The sequence below is a fragment of the Rhodococcus sp. Leaf278 genome, from assembly GCF_001426085.1.
In the GTDB taxonomy this organism is placed as follows: Bacteria; Actinomycetota; Actinomycetes; order Mycobacteriales; family Mycobacteriaceae; genus Rhodococcoides.
Window position 1 is genome coordinate 277,310 of record NZ_LMRR01000001.1, and the last position, 20,450, is coordinate 297,759.

Sequence of the window (20,450 nt, forward strand, 5' to 3'; positions counted from 1 at the left end):
GCGAGGAAGGCCGACACGCTGCTGCCGACTCGGCGCGCGAACGGACCTCGGGTGCTACTTTTGATGCCCCCGTTGCGCTGTGCGCACATTTGGGGTACCTTTGGACGTTGCGCTGGCTGCCTCCTGTCCACCTCTCGATCGCTGTTACCCGAAAGCACGTTTTCGGGCCGCTGTGATGGGGATTCGGTCTGGTTGCGACCAGCCGAAATTCGCCCCACATATAGCAAACAGATACAGCGGCGGTCGCCATGTCGTGTCAGCTGACAGGTCCTGTCAGTCGACGGAACGGCGCGACCCGCGTGAGGTGCTGGAAGGACGCATCTTGGCAGTCTCTAGCCAGACCAAGGCAGTTGTCGGAACACCGGGAGCCCCGAGGAGGGTTTCGTTCGCGAACATTCGCGAGCCGTTGGAGGTACCCGGTCTCCTCGATGTACAGACGGATTCGTTCGAATGGCTGGTAGGTGCGCAGAGTTGGCGCGACCGTGCCGCCGCCCGCGGAGACAGTGGTGTCTCCGGCGGACTCGAGGACATCCTGACCGAGCTCTCTCCGATCGAGGACTTCTCGGGCTCGATGTCGCTTTCCTTCTCCGACCCACGATTCGACGAGGTCAAGGCCTCGACCGATGAGTGCAAGGACAAGGACATGACGTACGCAGCTCCGCTGTTCGTCACCGCCGAGTTCATCAACAACAACACCGGCGAGATCAAGAGCCAGACGGTCTTCATGGGTGATTTCCCGATGATGACCGACAAGGGCACCTTCATCATCAACGGCACCGAGCGTGTCGTCGTCTCGCAGCTGGTGCGTTCTCCGGGCGTCTACTTCGATCATTCGATCGACAAGACCACCGAGAAGGACCTGCACAGCGTCAAGGTCATCCCCGGCCGTGGTGCTTGGCTCGAGTTCGACGTCGACAAGCGCGACACCGTCGGTGTCCGCATCGACCGCAAGCGTCGCCAGCCCGTCACGGTGCTGCTGAAGGCTCTCGGCTGGTCCACCGAGCAGATCACGGAGCGCTTCGGCTTCTCCGAGATCCTCATGGCCACGCTGGAGAAGGACAACACCGCCGGTACCGACGAGGCTCTCCTCGACATCTACCGCAAGCTGCGTCCGGGCGAGCCGCCGACCAAGGAGTCGGCGCAGACCCTGCTGGAGAACCTGTTCTTCAAGGACAAGCGTTACGACCTCGCTCGCGTGGGTCGCTACAAGATCAACAAGAAGCTCGGCCTGAACTCGGGCCAGCCGATCGTGGCGTCGACCCTCACCGAGGAAGACATCGTTGCGACCATCGAGTACCTGGTGCGTCTGCACGCAGGTGAGACCTCGATGACCGCACCCGAGGGCGTCGAGGTTCCCGTCGAGGTCGACGACATCGACCACTTCGGCAACCGCCGTCTGCGTACCGTCGGCGAGCTCATCCAGAACCAGATCCGCGTGGGCCTGTCCCGCATGGAGCGCGTCGTGCGCGAACGTATGACGACTCAGGACGTCGAGGCGATCACGCCGCAGACCCTGATCAACATCCGTCCCGTCGTCGCTGCGATCAAGGAGTTCTTCGGAACCTCCCAGCTCTCGCAGTTCATGGACCAGAACAACCCGCTGTCGGGTCTGACGCACAAGCGTCGCCTGTCGGCACTGGGACCCGGCGGTCTCTCTCGTGAGCGCGCCGGCCTCGAGGTCCGCGACGTGCACCCCTCGCACTACGGCCGCATGTGCCCCATCGAGACCCCGGAAGGCCCGAACATCGGCCTGATCGGATCGCTGTCGGTGTACGCACGCGTCAACCCGTTCGGCTTCATCGAGACCCCGTACCGCAAGGTCGTCGACGGCAAGGTGACCGACGATGTCGATTACCTGACCGCCGACGAGGAGGATCGCCACACGCTCGCGCAGGCGAACTCTCCGGTCGACGATTCGGGTCACTTCATCGAGGACAAGATCCTCGTCCGTCGTAAGGGTGGAGAGGTCGAGTTCGTCTCGTCCGACGACATCGACTACATGGACGTCTCGCCTCGCCAGATGGTGTCCGTCGCCACCGCGATGATTCCGTTCCTCGAGCACGACGATGCCAACCGTGCCCTGATGGGCGCGAACATGCAGCGTCAGGCTGTCCCGCTGGTTCGCAGCGAGGCTCCGATCGTCGGTACCGGTATGGAGTTGCGTGCCGCTGTCGACGCCGGTGACGTCGTCATCACCGAGAAGACCGGTGTCGTCGAAGAGGTCTCCGCCGATTACGTCACGGTCATGGCCGACGACGGATCGCGCAAGACCTACCGGATGCGTAAGTTCGCGCGTTCCAACCAGGGCACGTGCGCCAACCAGCGTCCGATCGTGGACGAGGGACAGCGCGTGGAGTCCGGCCAGGTCCTCGCCGACGGCCCCTGCACCGAGAACGGTGAGATGGCACTCGGCAAGAACCTGTTGCTGGCGATCATGCCGTGGGAAGGCCACAACTACGAGGACGCGATCATCCTGTCGCAGCGCCTCGTGGAAGAGGACGTTCTCACCTCGATTCACATCGAGGAGCACGAGATCGACGCTCGCGACACCAAGCTCGGTGCCGAAGAGATCACTCGCGACATCCCGAACGTCTCCGACGAGGTCCTCGCAGACCTCGACGAGCGCGGCATCATCCGTATCGGTGCCGAGGTTCGTGACGGCGACGTGCTGGTCGGAAAGGTCACGCCGAAGGGCGAGACCGAGCTGACCCCCGAGGAGCGCCTGCTGCGCGCCATCTTCGGTGAGAAGGCTCGCGAAGTTCGCGACACCTCGCTCAAGGTTCCGCACGGCGAGAACGGAAAGGTCATCGGCATCCGCGTCTTCTCGCGCGACGACGACGACGATCTGCCTCCCGGCGTCAACGAGCTGGTCCGCGTCTACGTGGCTCAGAAGCGCAAGATCCAGGACGGCGACAAGCTCGCCGGCCGTCACGGCAACAAGGGCGTCATCGGCAAGATCCTCCCGCAGGAGGACATGCCGTTCCTGCCCGACGGCACCCCGATCGACATCATCCTCAACACCCACGGTGTTCCGCGTCGTATGAACATCGGTCAGGTCCTCGAAACCCACCTGGGTTGGATCGGCAAGACCGGTTGGAACGTGCAGATCGCCGCGGACGGCACGAAGCCCGATTGGGCCGAGCGTCTGCCCGAGGAGATGTTGGCGGCTCCGGCCGACAGCAACATCGCCACCCCGGTATTCGACGGTGCCAAGGAGAATCAGCTCGCCGGCCTGCTGGAGAGCACGATTCCCAACCGCGACGGCGAGCAGATGGTCGGATCCGACGGAAAGGCCACGTTGTTCGACGGCCGCTCCGGCGAACCGTTCCCGTACCCGGTGTCGGTGGGCTACATGTACATCATCAAGCTGCACCACTTGGTCGACGACAAGATCCACGCTCGTTCGACCGGGCCGTACTCGATGATCACGCAGCAGCCCCTCGGTGGTAAGGCCCAGTTCGGTGGACAGCGCTTCGGTGAGATGGAGTGCTGGGCCATGCAGGCCTACGGCGCCGCGTACACGCTGCAGGAGCTTCTCACCATCAAGTCGGACGACGTTGTCGGCCGCGTGAAGGTGTACGAAGCGATCGTCAAGGGCGAGAACATTCCCGAGCCCGGTATCCCCGAGTCCTTCAAGGTGCTCCTCAAGGAGCTTCAGTCGCTGTGCCTCAACGTGGAGGTGCTGTCCTCGGACGGCGCTGCCATCACGATGGCCGACGGTGACGACGAAGACCTCGAGCGTGCCGCAGCGAACCTGGGAATCAACCTCTCCCGCAACGAAGCTGCAACGGTCGACGACCTCGCTCAGTAGTTCAGTGGTCTGCCGGATCCGCGTAGTGCGGATCCGGCAGGCGTTCTTCTCATTTGCTCTTCCAGCACAACACCCATAACGGGGAAAGGAAGTTACGTGCTCGACGTCAACTTCTTCGATGAACTCCGCATTGGCCTTGCCACTGCAGACGACATCCGTCAGTGGTCCTACGGCGAGGTCAAGAAGCCGGAGACCATCAACTACCGCACGCTCAAGCCCGAGAAGGACGGCCTCTTCTGCGAGAAGATCTTCGGCCCCACTCGGGACTGGGAGTGCTACTGCGGCAAGTACAAGCGCGTCCGCTTCAAGGGCATCATCTGTGAGCGCTGTGGCGTCGAGGTCACTCGCGCCAAGGTGCGTCGTGAGCGCATGGGCCACATCGAACTGGCCGCTCCGGTCACGCACATCTGGTACTTCAAGGGTGTGCCGTCACGTCTGGGCTACCTGCTCGACCTGGCTCCGAAGGATCTCGAGAAGATCATCTACTTCGCTGCCTACGTCATCACCACGGTCGACGACGAGCTCCGTCACAACGAGCTCTCGACGCTCGAGGCCGAGATGGAGGTCGAGAAGAAGGCCGTCGCAGATCAGCGCGACGCCGATCTCGAGGCTCGTGCGCAGAAGCTCGAAGCCGACATCGCCGAGCTCGAAGCCGAGGGTGCCAAGTCCGACGTGCGTCGCAAGGTCAAGGACGGCGGCGAGCGCGAGATGCGTCAGCTCCGTGACCGCGCGCAGCGCGAGCTCGATCGTCTCGAAGAGATCTGGACGACGTTCACCAAGCTTGCTCCCAAGCAGCTCATCGTCGACGAGCTCATCTACCGCGAGCTCATCGACCGGTACGGCGAGTACTTCACCGGTGCCATGGGTGCCGAGTCGATCCAGAAGCTCATGCAGACCTTCGACATCGATGCCGAGGCGGAGTCTCTTCGCGAGACCATTCGCAGTGGCAAGGGTCAGAAGAAGCTGCGCGCGCTCAAGCGTCTCAAGGTCGTCGCTGCATTCCAGGCCGGCCGTAACTCGCCGATGGGCATGGTCCTGGACGCTGTCCCGGTCATCCCACCGGAGCTTCGTCCGATGGTGCAGCTCGACGGTGGCCGTTTCGCGACGTCCGACCTCAACGATCTGTACCGCCGCGTCATCAACCGCAACAACCGCCTCAAGCGTCTGATCGACCTCGGTGCTCCCGAGATCATCGTCAACAACGAGAAGCGGATGCTGCAGGAGTCTGTCGACGCCCTGTTCGACAACGGCCGTCGTGGACGTCCGGTCACCGGACCGGGTAACCGTCCGCTGAAGTCGCTCTCCGACTTGCTCAAGGGCAAGCAGGGTCGATTCCGTCAGAACCTCCTCGGCAAGCGCGTCGACTACTCGGGCCGTTCGGTCATCGTCGTCGGCCCGCAGCTCAAGCTGCACCAGTGTGGTCTGCCGAAGCTGATGGCTCTCGAGCTGTTCAAGCCGTTCGTGATGAAGCGTCTGGTGGATCTGAACCACGCGCAGAACATCAAGTCGGCCAAGCGCATGGTCGAGCGTCAGCGTCCGCAGGTGTGGGACGTTCTCGAAGAGGTCATCGCCGAGCACCCCGTGCTGCTGAACCGTGCACCCACCCTGCACCGGTTGGGCATCCAGGCGTTCGAGCCGCAGCTCGTCGAGGGCAAGGCCATCCAGCTGCACCCGCTCGTGTGTGAGGCGTTCAACGCCGACTTCGACGGTGACCAGATGGCTGTCCACCTTCCGCTGTCCGCCGAGGCTCAGGCCGAGGCACGCGTGCTGATGCTGTCCTCGAACAACATCCTCTCGCCGGCATCGGGCCGTCCGCTCGCCATGCCGCGTCTGGACATGGTGACGGGTCTGTACCACCTGACGCGTCTGGACGCCGGTGCTGTCGGCGAGCGCGTCGACGCATCGACCGACCAGGCCGAGTTCGGGGCGTACTCCTCCCCGGCCGAGGCTCAGATGGCCGTCGATCGTGGATCGCTCACGGTGCAGTCGCAGATTCGGGTTCGTCTCACCACGCAGCGCCCGCCGCGTGACATCGAGAACGAGCTGTTCCCCGAGGGCTGGAACCGCGGCGAGGCATGGACCGCGGAGACCACTCTGGGACGCGTGCTCTTCAACGAGCTGCTTCCGGCGGACTACCCGTTCGTCAACGAGCAGATGCCGAAGAAGCGTCAGTCGACCATCATCAACGATCTCGCCGAGCGTTACCCGATGATCGTCGTCGCTCAGACCGTCGACAAGCTCAAGGACGCAGGCTTCTACTGGGCCACGCGTTCGGGTGTCACCATCTCGATCTCCGACGTCCTCGTGCCGCCGGAGAAGCCGCAGATCATGGAGACCTTCGAGGCTCAGGCCGATCAGATCGAGAAGAAGTACCAGCGTGGCGCACTCGACAAGGTCGAGCGCAACTCCGCACTGGTCAAGATCTGGCAGGACGCGACCGAGCAGGTCGGTAAGGCCATGGAGGCCCACTTCCCCGACGACAACCCGATCCCGATGATCGTGAAGTCCGGCGCAGCCGGAAACATGACTCAGGTTCGCTCGCTCGCCGGCATGAAGGGCTTGGTGACGAACCCGAAGGGTGAGTTCATCCCGCGTCCGATCAAGTCTTCCTTCAAGGAAGGCCTGACGGTCCTCGAGTACTTCATCAACACGCACGGTGCTCGTAAGGGTCTGGCCGACACGGCGCTTCGTACCGCCGACTCGGGCTACCTGACGCGTCGTCTGGTCGACGTCTCGCAGGATGTCATCGTTCGGGAAACCGACTGTGGCACCGAGCGCGGCATCGTCACGACGATCGCCGAGAAGACCGCCGACGGCAAGATGATCCGCGACGCTCACGTCGAGACCAGCACGTACGCCCGCACGTTGGCGAACGACGCTGCCGACGAGAACGGCACGGTCATCGTCGCTCGTGGACACGATCTCGGTGACCCGGCCATCGACGCGCTGCTCGCTGCGGGCATCACGTCGGTCAAGGTTCGCTCGGTGCTCACCTGCACCACCGGCACCGGCGTCTGCGCCACCTGCTACGGCCGTTCGATGGCCACCGGCAAGCTGGTCGACATCGGTGAGGCCGTCGGTATCGTTGCCGCACAGTCCATCGGTGAGCCCGGAACCCAGCTGACCATGCGTACCTTCCACCAGGGTGGTGTCGCCGGAGATGACATCACCGGTGGTCTGCCTCGCGTGCAGGAGCTGTTCGAGGCACGTGTGCCGAAGGGCAAGGCTCCGATCGCGGACGTGTCGGGACGCATCCAGCTCGAGGACGGCGATCGTTTCTACAAGATCACCATCGTCCCGGACGACGGCGGCGAAGAGGTTGTCTACGACAAGCTCTCCAAGCGTCAGCGTCTGCGCGTCTTCAAGCACGACGACGGCACCGAGCGCCTGTTGGCGGACGGTGACCACGTCGAGGTCGGCCAGCAGCTCATGGAAGGTGCTGCCGATCCGCACGAGGTGCTGCGTGTGATGGGTCCTCGCCAGGTGCAGATCCACCTCGTCAACGAGGTCCAGGAGGTGTACCGGTCGCAGGGTGTGTCGATTCACGACAAGCACATCGAGACGATCGTGCGTCAGATGCTCCGTCGCGTGACGATCATCGACAGCGGCTCCACTGAATTCCTGCCCGGTTCACTCACCGAGCGCAGCGAATTCGAGTCGAGCAACCGTCGCGTCGTCTCCGAGGGTGGCGAGCCCGCAGCCGGACGTCCGGTCCTGATGGGTATCACCAAGGCGTCGCTGGCCACCGACTCGTGGCTGTCGGCAGCGTCCTTCCAGGAGACCACTCGTGTGCTCACCGATGCGGCTATCAACTGCCGTTCGGACAAGCTCATAGGTCTCAAGGAGAACGTCATCATCGGTAAGCTCATCCCGGCTGGTACCGGCATCAACCGGTACCGGAACATCACGGTGCAGCCGACCGAAGAGGCGCGTGCCGCGGCATACGCGGTGCCGTCGTACGACGATCAGTACTACAGCCCGGACGGCTTCGGCCAGGGAACCGGTGCTGCAGTGCCGCTCGACGACTACGGTTTCTCCAACGAATACCGCTAGAGCGACTTCGTCGCACGTGCATAGAAATTCGTAGCCCGCTACGAATTTCCGTTCACGACGACAGAGCCCGCAGACAAAGCCCCGCATCGACTTCGGTCGGCGCGGGGCTTTGTTGTATCCGGTAGTGAGGTTGTATCCGGGCAGCGGTGAGTTTTCCGCGTGACGCGAGTCGGTACCGACATGACCAACCAGGCACCCAGCACCATCGTGAATATCGGCGTGGCCATGTTCACCGTCACCGATCAGGACGCAGCCCTCGACTTCTACTCCCGCACGCTCGGGTTCGAGATTCGCGGCGATCTGCGGTTCGGTCCCGAAAATGAGTATCGCTGGTTGGAGGTGGCACCTCCCGGTTCGACGGCGCGGCTCGCCCTGAACCCGCCGATGGGAGGCACACCCGGTGGCGGCTCCATCGGCGTCGAGACGGCCGATGTCGCGGCCGAGCATGCGCGGCTCAGCGCTCTCGGCGGCGTCGATCTGGACGACTTCATGGAAGAGGTGGACGGCGTCCCGCCGATGTTCGCGCTACGGGATCCCGACGGCAATTCGATCTGGGTCGTTCAGGCCTGATCCGGATGCTGCGCTGGGCTGCTTCGGAGATGGTTCATCCGTGGTGACAGACAGCCTCGAGGTCGATGCCGTTGAGGTCCCGCACGAAAGATCCGTAGTACGTCGCGTGGTATTCCGGCTGTAGTCCCGGTGCCCGGAGTTCGACAGCTCCTGCCGACAGTGCTGCGGTGTGGAAGGCGTCGACGGTGGCGCGGTCCGGGGCGCTGAAGGCGAGATGCGTATGCGGGCCGATGGCCGAACCCGGTGCGTCGACGATCCAGAAGAAGGGCTTCACCTCCGCCCAACCGAAGGCGATCAACGCGAGCTGGTGTGCCTCGGGGGTGTGCGGTACCCGCATGATCTCGGTGATCCCGAGCGGCGCGAGTGCAGCGCCGTAGAACTCGGCGCTGGCGGCGAGATCGGCAACGCCGATGTTGAGGTGGTCGATTTGGGAGCCGGTGCGGTCTGGGTTCGTCATGCGGGCCAGTCTCATCGATGTCGAGGACATTTTCGGTCCTGAATCGAATGGATCCGTCGTGTTCACTTTGCCGTCGAATCGATGACGGGCGCAGTTTGCCGGGGCGCGAGAGTCTCGACCAATGGTGAGACGGGGTAAAGACATTCGGATCGGGCAGGACATTTCCTTGCGGGCGGGGGCCACGCGCCGACAGTTTCTGACGTGGAGTGCGTTGGTCGGGGCGATCGCCTTCACTCCTGAACTCGCGGGAACCACGGCGCACGCACAGTCCGTCGTGACCCCCGACTACCCCTTCCGCCTCGGCGTGGCTTCGGGTGATCCGTTGCCCGATTCGGTGGTGCTGTGGACCAGGCTCGCCACCGATCCTTTTGCGCCGCTGGGCGGGATGACTCCGGGCGTCGTGCCGGTGCAGTGGCAGATCGCAGCCGACGACAAGTTCGGCCGCATCGTCGCGCAGGGCATCGAGCTCGCCACCGAATTCGACGGATGGTCCATTCACGTCGACGTCCGCGGGCTGGAACCGGCACGAGAATACTTCTATCGGTTCCTCGTCGGCCCACACGCCAGCCCGGTCGGCCGTACCAAAACGGCACCGGCATCGGGTCAGCCGCTGAGCAAACTCGACTTCGCCTGGGCGTCGTGCCAGAAGTGGGAGGACGGGTTCTTCGGCGCGTACGGGGACCTGGCGGCCTCGAATCTCGACGTGGTGTTCTTTCTGGGCGACTACATCTACGAATATGCGATCAAGGACGAGGGCGCCCGAAAGGGTGAGCCGCGAACCGAGTCGGCGGCCCGAGAAACGATGGTGCTCAGCGACTATCGCGATCGATACGCGATGTACAAGGCAGACCAGAACCTGGCTGCCGCGCATGCGTCGGCACCGTTTGTCTCGACGTTCGACGACCACGAGGTGGACAACAACTGGGCGTCACAGATCAGCCAGGACAACGACGATCCGACGCAGTTCCTGCTGCGCAGAGCCGATGCCTTCAAGGCGTGGTGGGAGAACACTCCGGTGCGCGCGAATCTGAAGCCCGCGGGCCCGGACATGAAGGTCTATCGCCGGTTCTCGTTCGGCGATCTGGTGGATTTCTCGGTACTGGACACTCGGCAGTACCGCAGCGATCAGGCGCACGGCGACGGCGAGCACGCGCAGGACGCCGAGACGGCCGATCCGTCGCGCACCATAACCGGTGCGGCACAGGAACAGTGGATTCTCGATGGTTTCGCATCACCGTCGAGGTGGAACTTCCTGGCGCACCAGACGGTCATCGCAGATCTCGCTCGGGGGCAGGGTAACGACCGCAAGGTCGGCATGGATCCGTGGAGCGGGTACGAGGCCTCGCGGCATCGAATCCTGGACGGTGCCCGGGATCGCGGTACGAAGAACGTGGCGTCGATCGTCGGCGACATTCACCGCACGATCGTCTCGGAATTGCGCCGCGATTACCAGGATCAGGTGTCGCCCATCCAGGGTGTCGAGATCGCAACCACGTCCATCGCGTCGGGCAAGGACGGTGCCGATGTCGATTCCGCCGGAGCTGCCATCGCCGACGGTTCGCCGCATGTGAAGTACGGCAACGCTCGTCGCGGCTATCTTCGCAGCACCCTTACGCCCACCGAATGGCGTTCGGAGGTAAGGGTTCTCGATCGTGTGTCCACCCCGGGCGCGTCGGTGCGAACCGCAGCAACGGTGACGGTCCCCGAAGGTCGACCCGAAATCCAGCTGAGCTAGCGCCCGTGTCTCAGCGCCCGTCGGCGATGATCTGGGCGACGTTGCGTTCGGCCAGCGCGGTGATCGTCAGTGATGGGTTGGCGGCACCGGTGCTTCCCGGGATCAGCGCACCGTCGACAACGTAGAGGCCGGGGTGACCCTTCACGCGGCCGTAGTTGTCGGTGGCGTCGCCCAGTACCGCGCCGCCGAGGGGGTGGGCGGTGAAGGTGTCGTCGACATCGCGGGTGAACGGTTCGGCAGCGACGATGGTACCGCCGGCCTGCGCCATCCGATTCTGCACTGCGCGTAGGGCTTCCACGGTGTCGCGGCTGCCGCCCTTGGGCCAGTTCAGGGTCAATCTGTTTGTGGCGGAATCGAATCCGAAGTTTCCCCGCAGTGGGTCGATGGTCATGCCGAGTGAGCCGAGGAACCCGAGGTTCACGGGAACGCCTGGCACATACCAGTTTTCGACGGTCAGTGGCAGGCCGGAGTCGTCGGTTATGCGGGATGCGCACGGCGCTCCTTGAGGGCCGGCAGACATCGGGCCGAGCGACCGCGTCATCGAGGCGTCGCCGTTGGTACCCCAACCGGTGCCGACGAACTCGTTGAGGTTTCCCAGCGCTCCGGTGGTGCGGGCGCGCATCAGCAATTCGGTGGTACCGATGGATCCGGCCCCGAGGACGAGGGTGTCGCAGGTGACGGTGCGAGTCTCGACGACGTTGCCGAACGGGTCGAGGCGTTCGATCTCGACGCGGTAGCGGCCGCCGGATTCGCTGCCGATCGCGGCGACGCGGTGGCTGTGACACACCGTTGCGTTACCGGTGGCTTCGGCTTGGGGAATGTAGTTCTGCGTCAGGTCGTGCTTGGCACCGTTGGAGTTGCCGAATGTGCTGGCACCGACGGTCGCGGACGGTCGGGAGCGGCCGGCGATCTCGTCGCGCACGACGTTCCAGTTCCAGTTGCCGTCCACCGCTTCCGGCGTGAATCCTGCCCGTCGGGCGTGGTCGTCCCAGGTGCGCGAGTGCGCGAAGTTCGGGCTGTTGTACACGTCCTCGGGCATCGTCGACGGCCGAAGCATCGACCGGGCCTTGGGGTACCAGCTGGCGGCCATCTCGTCGTAGTTCAGACGCCCGCCGAACGAGAGGTCGAAGAATTTCTTGTTCGGTGCGATGGTGACGCCGGTGTAGACCACGGAGCCGCCGCCGACGGCCGCTCCGCGCCAGACCGAGAGGTTCTCGTAGCGGGTGGTGTCGAGGACTCCGCCGAAGAGATCGACCGGTCCCACCGGGAGCCCGGTGATGTTGGTGAACGACGTTTGTTGCCACAGGCCGCGTCCGTCGGCGGTCATGTCGGCGGTGAAGATCTCGCGCCAGGGGTCGCGCGGCCAGCGCAGCCCGCGCTCGAGCACGGTCACCTGGGTGCCGGCCTGGGCCATACGCAGGGCGGCAGCGCTGGCGCCGAATCCGGAGCCGACCACGATGACGGACGAGTGGTCCGGCGGGCGCGGTGGGTCGGCGAACAGTTCGGGGACGAGCGATCGAATTCGGTCGGCACCGAGGGGGAGGGCACCGGCGGGGGCGGAACCCGGCATGCCGGCGGAGCTCAGGACCGGAGCGGCGGCAGCGCCGAGCATTCCGGCAGCGGCCAGCCGCAGCAATTGCCTTCGGTTCACGGAAAGTCCCCCTACTTGACTCACGGACAGCGTTGTCGATTGTGTCGTGTTTGCCGCGAGAAAGCGAACAGTTCGGTCGGTCTCGAGGATGCTTCCCAGCTCGGCCTCAGGTTTGCCTGTCAGACTTCCGCTCATGGTTTCGGCTTCGGTGGCTCTGTTGTTGCTCGTCGCAGCGGTGGTCGGCATCGTGGCGCACCTCCGTGACTCGCGGGGGCAGGGGATGCTCGTGGCCGCCGCGTTGGCACATGTCCTCATGCTCGCTGCTGTGCCCGGCGCTCTTCTCGCGGCCGTGGCATTCGGTTGGTGGGGGCTGGCAGCGGGCACCGCGGTACTGGCAGGGGCTGCCGCGACCCAGCTTCCTCTACACAGGCACCGCTCCCGGACGACGGCCAAGGCACCGACTCTGACAGTGCTGCACGCCAACATCTGGCTTGGTCAGGCCGATCTCGACGGGTTGGTCGCGCTGGTCGAGCAGCACCGACCCGACGTGCTCACTCTCGTCGAGTTGACGCCCGAGGCCGACGCCCGGCTGCGGCCCAGACTGTCCGGCTCGTTGCCGCACGCGTACGTCGGTGCCGCTCCTGGCGGCGAAGGAACCGGCATCTACAGCCGGTTCCCGCTTGTCGACGAACAGCGCCACGACGGCTTCGTGACCGAGCTGCTCTCTGCGCGGGTGGACATGCCGGGCCGGCCGCTCGTGTTCGCGGTGCACCCGGTGCCGCCGTGGCCGCGGGAACCGTCCGAGTGGGTCCGCGAGCTCGGGCTACTACGACAACTGTTGGCCAAGATCCCCGCAGAGGACGGACCCGTGGTGGTGGCGGGCGATTTCAATGCGACGCAGGATCATCGGCGTTATCGCGATCTGCAGGACGACCGATTCGTCGACGCGGCGGTGGCGACCGGAGCAGGCATGCTCAGGACGTACCCGGCGCACACCTGGCACCCGCCGGTCATTGCCATCGACCATGTTCTGGTGGCGGACATGGCGGTTCGATCGGTGGAAGCGGTGACCGTTCCAGGCTCCGACCACCGCGGCATCGTTGCCAGGCTGGCGTTTCGGCCGGTTTAGGACCGGGCCGGCAACTGCTGCACCGACCACGTGTTGCCGTCGGGGTCGGCGAAGTACACGAAGGTGCCCCAGCCCTCGTCCTTGGGCGGATCGATGGTCAGACCGGCTGCGGTGAGGTGTTCGTAGGCCTCCTGGACGTTGTCGACGACCATCAGGATTCCTGCTCCCTTGCCCGGTTCGGCGTCGGTGATGTTTTCGCCGATCGCGATGGAACACGCCGATCCCGGGGGAGTGAGCTGGACGTACCGCATCCCTTCCCAAGGCCGAGCGTCGTGGTCGGCGTTGAAACCGATCGAGACGTAGAAATCTTTGGCGCGGTCGACGTCGGTGACGGCCAGGGTGACGAGTTCGATCTTCATGGTGAGGTTCATGACGCAATGATGACCGCCATCGCGGACACATTCGGTCCGCTATGAGGCTTCGTCGAAGAACGTTTCGAGAATTTTTCGACCGTCCTCGGCGACTCCGGCCAGAACCTGTGCGCTCGGCGCTGTTCCCGCAGGCATGTGCGCGTCGAGCATCGGCTGCTGCGCCGGTGTGAGCTCGACATGGAACTGCAGACCGAGACCGCTGCCGAAGCGGAACGCCTGATTCCGGTAGAGATTCGAGCTCGCCAGGAGCACCGCCCCCGCAGGCAGGTCGAACGTATCGGTGTGCCAATGAACGACCAGGATTCGATCCGGTCCGAAGACCGGTTCGCCGGCCTCGGTCGCAATCACCTCACCGGCACCCAACTCCGCAACCGGCCCTCGATACACCGCACATCCCTGCGATGCCGCGAGCAATTGAGCACCGAGGCACACTCCGAGCACGGGAATGTCACGCCCTAGACACTCGGCAATCAATTCTCGTTCGGCCTGCATGTGAGGGTGAGCGACATCGCCCCACGCATCCATCGGCCCGCCCAACACGACCAACCCCGTCACCGCGTCGGCTGGGGGCAACGGGTCCCCACTTGCCGCCGAGACCACCGTGTACTCGATTCCGCGCTCGGTCATGATCGTCCCGATCAGCGCCGGCCCTTCGGCATCGACGTGCTTCACCACCCACCAACTCATACCCAGAAATATGCCCGACGCCCCGGCGGTTGTCCTAGCTGTGTTGCTTTCGCTTCTCGACAGATCCCGCACTCGATCCGGTATGGACGACGCCTCCGCGCTGCGTCACACCGTCGACAGGGCGGTGCACGCGGAGAAGATAGGACTGCATCGGTTCTGGGTGGCCGAGCATCACGGCGTACCCGGCATCGCGTCGGGCGCTCCGGCGGTACTGGCCGCGGCAGTGGCGTCGCGCACCTCGCACATCCGTGTCGGATCCGGCGGCGTGATGTTGCCCAACCATCAGCCGCTGATCGTGGCCGAACAATTCCTGATGTTGGAGTCCCTTTTTCCCGGCCGGATCGATCTCGGGGTCGGCCGCTCCCTCGGATTCACCGAGCCGGTACGGGCCGCGCTCCGACGAGACCGTGATGCGCCCGATACGTTCGAGGCCGACATCGCCGAGTTGCGTTCGTATCTGGACGGCTCGGCACCGGTGACGGCGCGCCCTGTCACCACGCCTCCGCCGGTGTTCGTTCTCGCGACCGGTGCGGGCCTCGAGGTCGCTGCCCGCGCCGGGCTTCCGGTGGTCGTGGGTGGACCGGTGATTCAGCAGCCCGACCCATTGGCAATGTACCGCAGGAGTTTTCGGCCCACTGAGTCCAATCCTGAACCACACGTGATCATCTCGCTCGACGTGACAATCGCAGCCGATACCGCCGATGCGCGCAGGCTTGCGCTGCCGGAGGCTTGGGCGATGGCGAGGTCGCGGCGGGAGGGTGAGTTCCCAGCGTTGGAACCGGCGTCGGCCGTCGACGATTCCCGGTGGACGCCGCGGACGCGGGAGCGCATCGAGACCTCGCTCGCATCGACTGTTCTCGGCACCCTCGGTCAGGTGCGTCCGCGACTGGAGGAGTTGATCGGTCGCACCGGCGCACGCGAGATCATGGCGTCGACATCGACGTTCGATCGTGCCGAGTTGTTCGACGCAGACGCCGCTTTCGCTCAGCTTGCCGGTACCGTTGGTTGAACCGGTGCCGTGGGTTGAACAGGTGCTGTTGCCGCCAGGGCTGCCACGAGGTCGCGTTGAATATCGGTGACGGGCACGGTGGCGTCGACCACGGCCGAGACCGGTAGTTGCAGTCTTCGGTCGGCCTCGGTGCGGAAGACGAGACCGGTCTTGGGGGTGCTGTCGGCGGTGCTGGCGTACAGAATCGTCCAGCATTGCGGGTGGTTGAGTAGTTCGGCGCTGGCGGTGTGATCGGACGCGACCGGCGGCCCGAAGGTGAGTGGAAGCCCGCTGCGCTTCATCTCGCGTTCGATCACCCGGTGCAGCAGGATCTGTTCGCTGCGTTTGGGCAGCAGCAGCGGGTAGTCGGCCAGTTGACTCAGGCTCGGGTTGTCCACGCCGGCCAGCGGATGGCCCTCGGCGAGCGCGACGACGAGGTCCTCGGTCCACAGTTCGGTGACGTGCAGTCCCGAACGTTCGACGCTGCCGCGAATAAGCGCCACCTGGCAGTCCCCGGACGTCACCGCTTCGATCTGTTCTGCGAATCGTTTCAACACGAAGTCGATCTCGGCGTCGGGATGGCGTTCGCGTACCGAGACGATGGCCGCGATGGCGTTCGCGGCGAAGGTCATGTTTCCGGTGAGGCGCAGTTGGTTTCGGCGGCGCGCCGTCAGTGCCAGGGCGGCTTGCTCGAGCTCCACCATGTGCCGCGCGATGGATACCAATTGTGCTCCCACAACGGTCAATCGGACGGTCCGTGAGGTTCGCTCGAACAGCGGCTCGCCGATCTCTCGCTCCAGCTTGCCGATCTGCAGACTGATCGCCGATTGTGAGACGTAGCAGCGCTCGGCAGCGCGCGAGAAGTTCAGTTCCTCCCCGACAGCAAGGAAGTACTTCAGCTGCCGCAGTTCCACGTGCATCTCCATCCATGAGTTCTACTCATGGATACTATTCCAACTTTCGCGTTGATAGACCAGCGATGTCGGAGTTTCATGGAGGTAGTTATTCGCCAAGGGAAAGACTCGAGCCGAAAAGGAAAGTGCTGTGCAAACGTACGACGTCGTCATCGTGGGATCGGGATTCGGAGCATTGGCTGCTGCCAAGTCTCTGGGCAAGGCCGGTGTGACGTTCTCGCTCATCTCCAGCACCACCGAGCACCTCTTTCAGCCGCTGCTCTACCAGGCCGCCACGGGAATGCTCTCGACGGGTGAAATAGCCCCGCCGATCCGTCGCATCCTTTCGCAGTACGATTCCGCCGACGTCCGTCTGGGACGCGTCGTCGACGTCGATCCAGACGCTCACCAGGTCACCTACATCGGCGCGGGGGAGAGCCACACCATCGGCTTCGGTCGGCTCATCGTCGCAACGGGTGCCACGCAGGCGTACTTCGGTCGCGACGAGTTCAAGGACCGCACATTCGCGCTCAAGACCGTCGACGACGCGATCGCTCTGCGCGAGCAGATCCTGAGCTGCTACGAGACCGCGCATCTGACAACCGATCCGGCCGCTCGCAAGGAGTTGCTGAGCTTCGTCGTCGTCGGTGCCGGTGCAACGGGCGTCGAATTGGCCGGTCAGATCAGGGACCTCGCGCATCGCTACTTCGCCGGATCGTTCCCCGACATCGAACCGGGCGACGTCACGGTCACCCTTGTCGACGGTGTGAAGGAAGTTCTGCCCGCATTCGGCGGCAAGCTCAGCGCCTACGCCCGCACGAAGCTCGAGAAGTCCGGCGTCGACGTCGTCACCGGGGCCATGGTCACCGACATCGCCGACGATGTCGTCACGGTGCAGGATGTGGACACCAAGACTTCACGGACCTTCGCCGCCAAGACGGTCATCTGGTCGGCAGGAGTGCAGGCCAGCGACTTGGCCGCGACAGTCGCCGAGCGGACCGGCTGCGAAACAGACCGTGCCGGACGCCTTCTCGTGCACGAGGATCTGACCGTCGGCTCGGCAAAGGACATCTACGCGATCGGCGACGTGACGTCGTTGAACAAGCTCCCCGGACAATCGCCCGTGGCGATGCAGCAGGGCAGGCACGTCGCGAAGATGATCATCGGCAAGGTCGACGCCGGAACGCCGTTCAAGTACACCGACAAGGGCAGCATGTCGATCGTCGGCCGATTCAGTGCTGTGGCACGGCTGTTCGGCAAGGTCGACATGTCCGGTCCGATCGCCTGGCTGATGTGGCTTGCTGTGCACCTGATGTACCTGGTCGGGTTCCGAAACCGCTACGTTGCAGTGGTGTCGTGGATGACCTCGTACATCGGCGACAAGCGACCGCACTTCCAGTACACCGATCACTCTGCCTCGCTGGCCGAGCGGACCGGTAAGACTGCGGATGACGAGGAGCGAAAGGCCGCCTAGATCGCTTGCTGCTCACTGATTGCTGCTCGCAAGGCCGTTGCGGTAGGCCCAGATCACCACGTGGACTCGGGTGTTGACGTCGAGCTTGCGACAGATGTTTCCGATGTGAGTTTTCACCGTGCTCTGTTCGAGTTGCAGCGCCCGGGCAATGTCGTTGTTGCCCAGGCCCTGCGACAACAGTTGCACCACTTCCATCTCGCGCAGACTCAAGTCGTGTTGCGGTGCAACGGAAGTGGGTCGACTCGTTGCACCCCGGCGGGCGAATTCCGTCATCAGACGCGGGGTCAGGTGGGGTGAGAGCGCCGCACCGCCGCCGGCCACGGTGACGACCGCATCGGCGAGCTCATCGGGATCGGTGTCCTTGAGCAGGAAGCCGGATGCACCACTGTCGAGTGCCGCGAACACGTATTCGTCGAGGTCGAAGGTGGTGACCACGATGACGCGGGTGGTGTCGAACCGCGCCAGAATCTCGCGGGTTGCGGTCAGCCCGTCTCCGTTCGGCATTCGGATGTCCATCAGTACGACGCCGGGTCGGAGGTTCTCAACCTGTTGTACGGCATGCTTTCCCGAGGTTGCGTGTCCGACGACCTGGATATCGGGATGTCCGGCGAGGAACAACTCGAACCCCTGTCGAACCACGGGTTGATCGTCGGCGATCAAGACGGTGATCATGCCGGCACCTCGAGCGGCCGGGAGATCTTTCCACCGACCGGCAGCCGAGCACGCACGAACCAGGTGGATCCGTCGGCCGACAATCCGGCGTCGAGAGTGCCTCCGAGCAGTGCGGCTCGCTCCTGCATACCCGGGATACCGAAGCCCTGTCCGGCCGATTCGCCCCGGCCGGACGCGTCCGAGGTAATCGTGTTGCTCACGGTCACTTCGATGTTCGACGAACGTTCGGATACCTGCACGCTCACATCGCAGTCGGGCGCGTGGCGTCGGGCATTGGACAACGCCTCCTGGACGATGCGATAGCACGTCAACTGCACGGCGCTGTCGGTGTCGTCCCTGTTCACCCCGGTGTCGATCGTCATGGACGCGAACGACATTCGTGATTGCTCCAGTAGCTCGGGGATGTCGGCGATCATCGGCTGCGGTGCGCTGTTGTTTCCGTGTCCGTCGGTCGCTGTGCTCGGGCGCAGGATGCCGACGATCTGACGCAAGCTGTCGAGGGTGCGTTGACCGTGTCCGATTGCGTCGGTGAGCAGTTCGCGCGCCTGCTCGGGATTGCTCACGATGAGCGTCTTCGATGCCTTGGCCTGGATGAGCATGCCGGTCAGGTGGTGCGCAGCGACGTCGTGGAGTTCGCGAGCCATGGCTTTTCGTTCGTTGTCGAGCGCGGCCTCGAGCTGTCTTCGGTGTTCGAGCTCGGCTCGACCCAGTGCCGCCTCGTTCTCGAGTTCCTGGGCCCGGTTGCGCGCGATGTACTTTCCGAGGGCGATGAGCACCGTGTAGTTGATGATCAGGTTCGCCACCTGTTCGGCTACTACACCGATCGTGCCACCGGGGCCTGCTGCGGCATCCGGGAAAGACAGGCGGGTGTCGACGCTGACCAAAATTTCGAGGATCAGCCCCAGTGCGAGGGGTGCGAACAGGCGCGGACCGGTCACCCGAATCGCCAACGCGGCGATGGCAAACCAGTACAGCGGGGTGAACCCGAGGGTGCGGTCGGGCAGCACCATAATCAGCGCGACACTGATCGCCACCACGCTAAGATAGGACGTGACGGGAAACGACCGGCGTACACACGTCACGGCGGTCATCGCGATCAGGGCAACAACACTCGCCGCGATGAGGGGTGGGCTGCCGACGAGTTCGTCTCTGGTGTCGCCGACCATGCCCGTCGAGAGCTGGAACCCGGCATAGACGACGGTGGCCAGCAGCATCTCGATCGGCAGTACCGCGGGATTGCGCGGGCGCCACGCGGGGCGAAAGGTATGCGGCAGTCGGTGAAAACCCAGCATCAGAGTCGACTCCGTTCTCCTGCCGCATCTTTCGAGCTCGAGTTCTTCTTGCCCACTACCCACAGCGGTCCGGTGACGAACCAGAAGAACGTGATGACGCCGAGTGGTTGGATCACGGTCTTCAGTGCTGCAGCCTGCTCCGAGTCTGCCACGGTGAACGCGAGTCCGTAGGTGATCGCCAGAGCGATCGCCGCTGCACACAGCCACTTCACGAATCCTCGGATCTCGTTGCGGTAGGCCTGCGGACCGGTCTTGGGAGGCTTCACCGGCGCGGGGCCGCCGGCGAATCGGTGCGCGAAGCGCACGTCGAGCCACGCCACGGTGGAGTGCGCAAACATGACGGTCCAGCCGAGGTAGATCCCGGCGAGGCGGTGAGCGAATTCGACCTCACCGCCGCGGTGTAGATCCAGTGCCACCGCTGCGATCAGGACAAGATCGAGTACCGGGAGCAGTGCGAGCGTGATCGTGCTCGCGTGTCGCATGCGGGCCACGTACCGCAGGCACAGTCCGCCGATCACCAGTACCCAGAAGCCGACCTCGCAGATCGCGATGGTGAGCAGGATTGGATTGTTCATAGGCGCGATTTCACCGCAGCCGACGTGCGCGCGATACCCCCGCGGAGGCGTCGTACCTGGTGGTTCGGCCGAAGGTACGACGCTGCGCTCCACCGAAAGTCGTAGCCGAACGCGCTACTGTGGAATCACGCATACAGGACACGTAGGCAATA

At 64.3% G+C, this 20,450-nt stretch carries 15 protein-coding genes; 7 read left to right on the forward strand and 8 right to left on the reverse strand.

Going from position 1 to position 20,450, the window contains the following annotated elements:
* The first annotated feature begins 304 nt into the window (after positions 1-304).
* The 3 genes from rpoB (at position 305) to ASG84_RS01435 (ending at position 8,434) form a co-directional block, all read left to right on the forward strand.
* Positions 305-3,811: a DNA-directed RNA polymerase subunit beta gene (gene rpoB, locus ASG84_RS01425; protein ID WP_032399433.1), complete on the forward strand. Its 3,507-nt coding sequence runs from the start codon at positions 305-307 to the stop codon at positions 3,809-3,811.
* A 96-nt stretch (positions 3,812-3,907) separates the two neighbouring features.
* A complete protein-coding gene (locus ASG84_RS01430; RefSeq protein ID WP_057475247.1) occupies positions 3,908-7,864 on the forward strand; it encodes a DNA-directed RNA polymerase subunit beta' in 3,957 nt (1,318 codons plus the stop codon).
* A 159-nt stretch (positions 7,865-8,023) separates the two neighbouring features.
* Complete coding sequence (locus ASG84_RS01435; RefSeq protein ID WP_235581486.1) at positions 8,024-8,434, forward strand: VOC family protein; 411 nt, start codon at positions 8,024-8,026, stop codon at positions 8,432-8,434.
* Between the two features lie 34 nt (positions 8,435-8,468).
* On the opposite strand, the gene ASG84_RS01440 is transcribed toward ASG84_RS01435, so the two are convergent.
* Positions 8,469-8,891 (reverse strand): VOC family protein, encoded by a 423-nt coding sequence (locus ASG84_RS01440; protein ID WP_057475249.1) that lies wholly within the window; start codon positions 8,889-8,891, stop codon positions 8,469-8,471.
* 121 nt (positions 8,892-9,012) lie between these two features.
* Here ASG84_RS01440 and ASG84_RS01445 point away from each other — a divergent pair, with 121 nt between their 5' ends.
* Entirely contained in the window at positions 9,013-10,626 is a 1,614-nt protein-coding gene (locus ASG84_RS01445) for an alkaline phosphatase D family protein (protein WP_057475250.1), read from the forward strand.
* 10 nt (positions 10,627-10,636) lie between these two features.
* Here ASG84_RS01445 and ASG84_RS01450 read toward each other — a convergent pair whose 3' ends face one another.
* A complete protein-coding gene (locus ASG84_RS01450; protein ID WP_057475502.1) occupies positions 10,637-12,277 on the reverse strand; it encodes a GMC oxidoreductase in 1,641 nt (546 codons plus the stop codon).
* A gap of 133 nt (positions 12,278-12,410) precedes the next feature.
* Between ASG84_RS01450 and ASG84_RS01455 the strand changes: the two genes are divergently transcribed.
* Positions 12,411-13,346 carry an endonuclease/exonuclease/phosphatase family protein gene (locus ASG84_RS01455; RefSeq protein WP_057475251.1) on the forward strand — a complete coding sequence of 312 codons (936 nt, stop codon included), beginning with the start codon at positions 12,411-12,413 and terminating at the stop codon, positions 13,344-13,346.
* Here ASG84_RS01455 and ASG84_RS01460 read toward each other — a convergent pair.
* Both ASG84_RS01460 and ASG84_RS01465 read right to left on the reverse strand, forming a co-directional pair.
* Positions 13,343-13,717, reverse strand: coding sequence for a VOC family protein (locus ASG84_RS01460; RefSeq protein WP_057475252.1), 375 nt, complete (start codon positions 13,715-13,717; stop codon positions 13,343-13,345). The two genes, ASG84_RS01455 and ASG84_RS01460, sit on opposite strands and share 4 nt — an antisense overlap.
* Positions 13,718-13,756: 39 nt before the next feature.
* The gene (locus ASG84_RS01465; protein WP_057475253.1) at positions 13,757-14,404 is read right to left on the reverse strand and encodes a type 1 glutamine amidotransferase; all 648 of its coding nucleotides are present in this window, start codon (positions 14,402-14,404) and stop codon (positions 13,757-13,759) included.
* A gap of 40 nt (positions 14,405-14,444) precedes the next feature.
* On the opposite strand from ASG84_RS01465, the gene ASG84_RS01470 reads away from it, so the two are divergent.
* Positions 14,445-15,413 (forward strand): MsnO8 family LLM class oxidoreductase, encoded by a 969-nt coding sequence (locus ASG84_RS01470; RefSeq protein WP_200936488.1) that lies wholly within the window; start codon positions 14,445-14,447, stop codon positions 15,411-15,413.
* Here the strand turns inward: ASG84_RS01470 and ASG84_RS01475 are convergent.
* Complete coding sequence (locus tag ASG84_RS01475; protein ID WP_057475503.1) at positions 15,389-16,306, reverse strand: LysR family transcriptional regulator; 918 nt, start codon at positions 16,304-16,306, stop codon at positions 15,389-15,391. The genes ASG84_RS01470 and ASG84_RS01475 overlap by 25 nt on opposite strands.
* Before the next feature lie 130 nt (positions 16,307-16,436).
* Between ASG84_RS01475 and ASG84_RS01480 the strand changes: the two genes are divergently transcribed.
* Positions 16,437-17,759 carry an NAD(P)/FAD-dependent oxidoreductase gene (locus ASG84_RS01480; RefSeq protein ID WP_057475255.1) on the forward strand — a complete coding sequence of 441 codons (1,323 nt, stop codon included), beginning with the start codon at positions 16,437-16,439 and terminating at the stop codon, positions 17,757-17,759.
* Positions 17,760-17,771: 12 nt separating this feature from the next.
* Here ASG84_RS01480 and ASG84_RS01485 read toward each other — a convergent pair whose 3' ends face one another.
* Genes ASG84_RS01485 through ASG84_RS01495 form a run of 3 tightly spaced genes read right to left on the reverse strand, consistent with a single transcriptional unit; the run spans position 17,772 to position 20,298 of the window.
* Positions 17,772-18,431, reverse strand: a complete 660-nt coding sequence (locus tag ASG84_RS01485) for a response regulator transcription factor (RefSeq protein ID WP_057475256.1) — start codon at positions 18,429-18,431, stop codon at positions 17,772-17,774.
* On the reverse strand, positions 18,428-19,723 hold the full coding sequence (locus ASG84_RS01490; RefSeq protein ID WP_057475257.1) for a sensor histidine kinase: 1,296 nt from the start codon (positions 19,721-19,723) through the stop codon (positions 18,428-18,430). Before ASG84_RS01490 ends, ASG84_RS01485 begins: the two co-directional genes overlap by 4 nt.
* Positions 19,723-20,298, reverse strand: a complete 576-nt coding sequence (locus ASG84_RS01495) for a hypothetical protein (protein ID WP_057475258.1) — start codon at positions 20,296-20,298, stop codon at positions 19,723-19,725. The genes ASG84_RS01490 and ASG84_RS01495 overlap by 1 nt, the downstream gene beginning before the upstream one ends.
* Positions 20,299-20,450 lie beyond the last annotated feature (152 nt).

Coding starts and splice junctions, on each gene's coding strand:
- ASG84_RS01465 (WP_057475253.1), bottom strand. CDS start 14,404: ATGAGTTGGTGGGTGGTGAAGCACGTCGATGCCGAAGGGCCGGCGCTG.
- ASG84_RS01490 (WP_057475257.1), bottom strand. CDS start 19,723: ATGCTGGGTTTTCACCGACTGCCGCATACCTTTCGCCCCGCGTGGCGC.
- ASG84_RS01445 (WP_057475250.1), top strand. CDS start 9,013: ATGGTGAGACGGGGTAAAGACATTCGGATCGGGCAGGACATTTCCTTG.
- ASG84_RS01495 (WP_057475258.1), bottom strand. CDS start 20,298: ATGAACAATCCAATCCTGCTCACCATCGCGATCTGCGAGGTCGGCTTC.
- ASG84_RS01460 (WP_057475252.1), bottom strand. CDS start 13,717: ATGAACCTCACCATGAAGATCGAACTCGTCACCCTGGCCGTCACCGAC.
- ASG84_RS01440 (WP_057475249.1), bottom strand. CDS start 8,891: ATGACGAACCCAGACCGCACCGGCTCCCAAATCGACCACCTCAACATC.
- ASG84_RS01485 (WP_057475256.1), bottom strand. CDS start 18,431: ATGATCACCGTCTTGATCGCCGACGATCAACCCGTGGTTCGACAGGGG.
- ASG84_RS01455 (WP_057475251.1), top strand. CDS start 12,411: ATGGTTTCGGCTTCGGTGGCTCTGTTGTTGCTCGTCGCAGCGGTGGTC.